Origin of the sequence: Streptococcus sp. D2 (genome assembly GCF_006385825.1) — a bacterium.
GTDB classification, from domain to species: Bacteria; Bacillota; Bacilli; order Lactobacillales; family Streptococcaceae; genus Streptococcus; species Streptococcus shenyangsis.
Window position 1 is genome coordinate 60,458 of the sequence record NZ_VFSI01000012.1, and the last position, 6,343, is coordinate 66,800.

6 protein-coding genes are annotated in these 6,343 nt (G+C 40.3%); all 6 read right to left on the reverse strand.

Going from position 1 to position 6,343, the window contains the following annotated elements; all coding sequences use genetic code 11:
* The 6 genes from FJR73_RS07955 to FJR73_RS07980 all read right to left on the reverse strand — a co-directional run bounded on the left by FJR73_RS07955 (window position 1) and on the right by FJR73_RS07980 (window position 6,017).
* Complete coding sequence (locus tag FJR73_RS07955; protein WP_140834324.1) at window positions 1-687, reverse strand: XRE family transcriptional regulator; 687 nt, start codon at window positions 685-687, stop codon at window positions 1-3.
* A gap of 416 nt (window positions 688-1,103) precedes the next feature.
* Window positions 1,104-2,576 (reverse strand): peptide MFS transporter, encoded by a 1,473-nt coding sequence (locus tag FJR73_RS07960; protein ID WP_181146628.1) that lies wholly within the window; start codon window positions 2,574-2,576, stop codon window positions 1,104-1,106.
* A 277-nt stretch (window positions 2,577-2,853) separates the two neighbouring features.
* Complete coding sequence (rpsI, locus tag FJR73_RS07965) at window positions 2,854-3,246, reverse strand: 30S ribosomal protein S9 (RefSeq protein ID WP_000075964.1); 393 nt, start codon at window positions 3,244-3,246, stop codon at window positions 2,854-2,856.
* 18 nt (window positions 3,247-3,264) lie between these two features.
* Entirely contained in the window at window positions 3,265-3,711 is a 447-nt protein-coding gene (rplM, locus tag FJR73_RS07970; RefSeq protein ID WP_001044624.1) for a 50S ribosomal protein L13, read from the reverse strand.
* A 216-nt stretch (window positions 3,712-3,927) separates the two neighbouring features.
* Complete coding sequence (locus FJR73_RS07975) at window positions 3,928-5,127, reverse strand: ABC transporter permease (protein WP_140834326.1); 1,200 nt, start codon at window positions 5,125-5,127, stop codon at window positions 3,928-3,930.
* The gene (locus tag FJR73_RS07980; protein ID WP_084925866.1) at window positions 5,124-6,017 is read right to left on the reverse strand and encodes an ABC transporter ATP-binding protein; all 894 of its coding nucleotides are present in this window, start codon (window positions 6,015-6,017) and stop codon (window positions 5,124-5,126) included. The genes FJR73_RS07975 and FJR73_RS07980 overlap by 4 nt, the downstream gene beginning before the upstream one ends.
* Between the last annotated feature and the right edge of the window lie 326 nt (window positions 6,018-6,343).

Below are 6,343 nucleotides of genomic sequence, written 5' to 3' on the forward strand. Positions count from 1 at the left end.
CTAGCCCTCCATCGGCACAAAGTTCCCAACGATAATGCCAACAATCCGAGGATCTTCCTCATAGGAGATGAAAATATCCTTGTATTTAGGATTGATAGAGACCAGACGCAATCCATTCTCCTCTCGATAGACCCGTTTGATATAGGTCTGGTTGTTGCAAACCACTGCATAAACCGCCCCGTCATAGTCAAATCCTGTCTCTCGAATCAGAGCTACTGAACCATTTTGGTATTTAGGTTCCATGGAGTCCCCAGACACCCAAGACGCAAAATCGTGGGCCAACTCCTCATTAAAGTAAACCGTATCAAAATTCTGATCATCGTAGACCGAAGCCCCAATCCCTGCTGACATGCGTTCATAAACACGGTACTCGTAGAGGCGCTCTGGCATAGCTATCACTTTCTGGGCTTGTTCTTCTTGAGCCAGGTTGCGAGCATAGAGAACAACCTTCTCCTTCCCTTTCTTGGAGAGGCTATGGTAGAGATGGACAATCTCGATCTGAGTAAAATATCCTTTGGGTACCTTTAAAATATTCTCTAGCTGGGACACCTTCTCCTTGGACGGTTCCTTGACTCCACGTTCCCAAGCTGAGTAAGCCTGGAAACTAATCCCAAGTTGCTCTGCAATTTCCTTCTGTGTCAGTTTTAACTCTTTCCTCCGAGCCTTGAGTTTTTCTGGCTGATACATACTTCACCTCCTATTATGATGCTTTAATGGACATTATCTCCCTTAGAAAGACTAATCGATGCTTGAATCCATATTTTTAAAACTCAACCAATATGGTTTAGTTTTATTATATAAAAAAAGTAGACAAATGTCCACTAGGAAAAGCAGAAACAGCGTGAGTTTTATACTCAATGAAAATCAAAGAGCAAACTAGGAAGCTAGCCGCAGGTTGCTCAAAACACTGTTTTGAGGTTGTAGATAAGACTGACGAAGTCAGTCACATATGTACGGCAAGGCGACGTTGACGCGGTTTGAAGAGATTTTCGAAGAGTATTAATCAAACTAAAAGGACCTAGCCCTGCACCATACAGAACTAAATCCTTTGAATAAATAATTGATCTAACTTTTAAAATTCCTACAGAAATTCCAGTTTTTCTCTATTTGATCCCAGCCATTAGTTTTTCAATACGTGGAACGTAGAAGAGTAAGATAATACTGAATACAATCGTAATTCCCCCTACAATTCCATAATAAGCTACTTCAGTTTCGCTTGTATAAAATTTTACAATTTGAGCATTGATAGCTTGGGCAGCAGCATCACTCAAGAACCAGATAGACATCATTTGTGCTTGGAAGGACTTTGGTGCTAACTTAGTAGTGACTGATAAACCAATCGGAGAAATCAGCATCTCACCTACAATCACAATAGCCCAACTCATAATCAACCATAAAGGACTGACCTTAACATCTGTTCCAAAGAGCATCCCTGGCAGCATCATCCACAAAAAGGATAGACCTGCCGCAAACAAACCGTAAGCAAATTTCTTAGAAGAGGACGGTTGATTTTTACCCATTTTCCCCCACAACCACGCAAAAATCGGCACATAAATCATAATGAAAAGTGGATTGATACTTTGGAAAAAGCTAGATGGGAAATGAATCTGATTCCCAAATACATTAAAGTAAAGTCGAGTTTGATCATCCGCAAATAGAGCGAGAACGACAGACCCCTGCTCCTCAATAGACCAGAAGAGCACCCCAGCGATAAATAGAGGAATGTAAGCAAATACTCGGGATCTCTCAGTAGCAGTTATTTTATGACTAGATAAAATTTTGAAGAAATAGTAGATTGGAATGATTACCGCAATCACTGTAAAGATATTAACAATCATATCCACGTTAAACTGGTGAGTAAAGACTAAACCTATAACCGCAAGAATAACCATGACAAGTGTAATCAGCAAGCGTTTAATCAAGGTCTGCCGGTCCTTCTGTGAAAGTGGATCAGTAGGGTAAAGACTTGATTCAGGCAGGTATTTCTTCCCATCTAAAACATACTTCACCAGACCAAAGAACATCCCAACGGCAGCTAATGAGAAACCTAGATGGAAATTGACTTCCTGACCTAGATAACCTACTAAATAAGGGGCAACGAAGGCACCTAAGTTAATACCAAAGACAAAGATACTAAAACCTGCATCCCGTCTATCATCCTCTTTCTCATAAATTCCCCCAACCATATCTGAGATATTGGGTTTTAAAAATCCAGTTCCAAAGATAATCAAGGCAATAGAAAGATAGAGAGCCACTTGTCCAAAAGGTGTTGCCAAAGCAATATGCCCTAGCATAATCAAAATCCCACCGTAAAAGACAGTCTTACGACTTCCTAAAATACGGTCACTGACAAAACCACCGACAACCGAGGACAAAAATACCAGCGAGCCATAAATCGCCATAACCGATGCAGCTGTGGTCTTATCCATCCCCAACCCACCATCTTGCACACTATAGTACATATAGTAAAGTAGGATAGCTCGCATCCCATAGTAAGAAAAGCGTTCCCACATCTCTGTAAAGAAGAGGGTGGACAAGCCCATAGGATGTCCAAAAAATGTTTTCTGTTTTTCCATATATATTCTCCTTGAACGATATAATAATTCATTTTACAGAATTTTCAAATAAATGTCAAACAAATCCTGTTTGTTTTAGAAAATTTTCTGAAAAATCTATTTAGATAAGTTTCTACTTTATCCTCAATTAGAAAATATCAGATAGAAATCTAATTAAGTAAGAAAGTATAAAAAATAAGTAGGGTAATTTTAGGGCAAACTTTTTTAGAAAGTATAGAAAAAAGCACCCATGAGGTAAACTCTTGAGTGCTTTGAAACGTTGATATAATCGTATTGATTAACGTTTTGAGAATTGTGATGCTTTACGAGCTTTCTTAAGACCTGGTTTCTTACGTTCAACTTTACGTGAGTCACGTGTAAGAAGTCCTGCGCGTTTCAATGAATCGCGGAAGTCTGGGTCTACTTGAAGAAGGGCACGAGCGATACCGTGACGGATAGCTCCTGATTGACCAGCGTATCCACCACCTACAACGTTAACGAAAACGTCGTATGAACCTGCAGTTGAAGTAACTGCGAATGGTTGGTTGATTACAAGACGAAGGTCAGCGTGTGGGATGTACTCTTCAACATCTTTTTTGTTAACAGTGATTTTACCAGTTCCTGGAACAAGGCGAACGCGTGCAACAGCGTTTTTACGACGTCCAGTACCTGCATATTGTGCTTGTGACATACTTTATTGTTCCTTTCCTTAGATAAGTCCTGAAATATCAAGAACTTCTGGTTGTTGTGCAGCGTGAGTGTGCTCAGCTCCAACAAATACTTTCAACTTCATACCTTGAGCGCGTCCAAGAGTATTGTGTGGAAGCATACCTTTAACTGATTTCTCGATCAAACGTACTGCATTTTTAGAACGAAGTTCACCTGCAGAGATTTGTTTCAATCCACCTGGGTGGTTTGAGTGAGTGTAGTAGATTTTATCAGTTGCTTTCTTACCAGTCAATTTAACTTTTTCAGCATTGATAACAATCACAAAGTCACCTGTATCAGTGTGTGGTGTAAATGTTGGTTTGTTTTTTCCGCGAAGTACGCTAGCAACTACTGCAGAAAGACGTCCAAGTGGTACATCAGTTGCGTCAACTACGTACCATTTACGTTCAACTTGGCCTGGTTTAGCCATAAATGTTGTTTTGTTCATGATTTCTCCTATATATAGTTCGATTTTTGTTTACGGTGATGGGTGTTCCTTCCCATCGAAAAGTATTTGGAAGGTTCCGGGGCCTTTCAAATGGGGTAAACAATACCGCCTACTATAATACCAAATTTCACCCCTAAAAGTCAATAGATATGAAAAATATTTTTCTAAAATTCCACTCTTTTTGTCTCTAGAAAACCTCGCTTTCGCGAGGCTCTTCTATTTATAAGATAAGGCACATTTAAAGGTTTTCCAAGGACCTAAATCATCTGTTTGCAGAACGAGACTAGCATACATACGTCCGATAAAGACTGTTGCAGTTACTGCAAAAGCAATCGTAATCGCAAGCGAAATCCAAGCTTCTAACCCATTTGCATAGCCATTAATAGCTCTAAACGGCATGAAGAAGGTCGAAATAAAGGGAATATATGAACCAATCTTCAAGATGAGATTGTCACCAGCTGCACCTAGAGCTGTCACTCCAAAAAAACCACCTATAATCAAAATCATCAAAGGCGACAAGGCTTTTCCTGAATCCTCAGGACGAGAAACCATAGAACCTAGGAAGGCTGCTAAAACAACGTACATAAAGAGGCTAACCAAGACAAACAATAAGGTGTTGAGCGAGAAAGCCTCTCCTATATGGTTTAAAATACCAGATTGTGCCAAGATTGGTAGGTCTTTAAAGAGAAGAATGGCAGCAAGTCCACCCACGACGTAAATGCCAATATGGGTCAAAATCACAAGAAGCAGAGCCAGCATGCGAGCGTAGAAATAATGACTAGCTCGGATACTAGAGAAGACCACCTCCATAATTTTGGTTCCTTTCTCGCTAGCCACTTCCTGAGCAGTGACACTAGCATAGGTAATCAAAATCATATAAAGGAATAAACCAAGCCCTGCGGCCGCAAAGGTTTGAATCATTTTTTTATTTTCCTTGGATTCATCAATTTTCTCCGTAAAGTTAACTGTTTGTTCCAAGCGTTTTTCCTGTTCTTGTGACAAATTGGCTGCCGAACGATTGAGTTGATCTTGAAGTTCATTTAACTTGCTCGTTACTCCTAGCTTAATAGCAATCTCAAGGGAAGTTTCACCGTGATAAACTGCCTTCAAGACACTATCCTCTTGGTCAATGGTCAGATAGCCTTTTAATTTTTCATCCTTGATAGCAGCTTGAGCACTTGCTTCATCCTGATAATCAAAATTGAGACCATTGGTAGATTTAAGACTGTCTGTCACAGCTGGAACAGTGCTGACTACTGCTATCTTGCCACTCTGAGCCATAGAAGAGCCTTGGAGATAGCCAATTCCTCCAGAGAGACCGATAAACAAGAATGGTGAAATCACCATAAAGAAGAAACTCCACGATTTGACATGTCGAAGATAGGTTTCCTTCATTACAACCCACATATTTCTCATACTTCCACCCCTGATTCTAGTTTAAAGATTTCATCAATTGTTGGCGCTTGTTGGTCAAAAGTTGCGATATATTGCCCCTGAGTCAAGATTGGGAAAAGTTCCCTTCCAGCGCTCTCATCCTCCAAGATCAATTTCCAACTGCCTTGTTTGGTCAAGCTCACCTGTTTAACATGAGGAAGGTTTTCCAATTCTTCCTTGCTTCGTTCACTTGAAACAAAAAGACGCGTTTTCCCGTATTGATTGCGAACATCCTGAACTGGTCCATGCAAGACCACACGGCCATCTCGAATCATGAGAATATCGTCACAAAGCTCCTCGACGTTGGTCATGACATGATCAGAAAAGATAATGGTTGCTCCGCGCTCTTTTTCCTGAAAAATGACTTGCTTGAGCAATTCAGTATTGACTGGATCCAATCCACTGAAAGGCTCATCCAAGATAATCAAGTCTGGTTCATGAATCAGAGTAATAATGAGCTGAATCTTCTGCTGATTTCCTTTTGACAGACTCTTGATTTTATCAGTCAGCTTCCCTTTCACTTCCAACCTCTTCATCCATTGAGGGAGTTTTTCCTTGATCTCCTTGGCATCCATACCTTTTAGAGTCGCCAAATAGCGAACTTGTTCAAGGACTGTCAATTTAGGCATGAGACTGCGTTCTTCAGGCAGATAACCAATCCGAGCATAGGTCTCCTGACGAATATCCTGACCATCTAGACTGATTTCTCCTTGATATTCTAAAAACTTCAAAATACTGTGGAAAATTGTTGTCTTCCCAGCACCATTTTTTCCGACTAGTCCCAAAATACGACCTGGTCGTGCTTGAAAGTCAATCCCAAACAAAACTTGCTTGGATCCAAAACTTTTCTCTAGACTTCTTACTTCTAGCATCTTTCACCTCCGAAATGTCTTTCACTCATTATACTCCTTTTTGATAGCCTTTACAATGATTTCCGTCCATTTTTATCATCCTCATTTTAGTAAAAAATCTTAGGGTACTTTGAGTTATGAGTACATTATACAGTAGCAAACTTAATTTATCCACTCTGTTCCTCAACTGTCCATTTTTGATCCTGAATTGTTATGTGAAAATCATGACCACCCGTCAAACGGGTGGTTTGTACCAGGGCTATAAGCCCAAATTACCAGCCAGCGCCTAAAGACGCTGGCTTTCACGTTGTTCAAGCCTCATTGCTCTTGACTCGTCACTTGCCTCT

Coding starts and splice junctions, on each gene's coding strand:
- FJR73_RS07955 (WP_140834324.1), bottom strand. CDS start 687: ATGTATCAGCCAGAAAAACTCAAGGCTCGGAGGAAAGAGTTAAAACTG.
- FJR73_RS07960 (WP_181146628.1), bottom strand. CDS start 2,576: ATGGAAAAACAGAAAACATTTTTTGGACATCCTATGGGCTTGTCCACC.
- rpsI (WP_000075964.1), bottom strand. CDS start 3,246: ATGTCACAAGCACAATATGCAGGTACTGGACGTCGTAAAAACGCTGTT.
- rplM (WP_001044624.1), bottom strand. CDS start 3,711: ATGAACAAAACAACATTTATGGCTAAACCAGGCCAAGTTGAACGTAAA.
- FJR73_RS07975 (WP_140834326.1), bottom strand. CDS start 5,127: ATGAGAAATATGTGGGTTGTAATGAAGGAAACCTATCTTCGACATGTC.
- FJR73_RS07980 (WP_084925866.1), bottom strand. CDS start 6,017: ATGCTAGAAGTAAGAAGTCTAGAGAAAAGTTTTGGATCCAAGCAAGTT.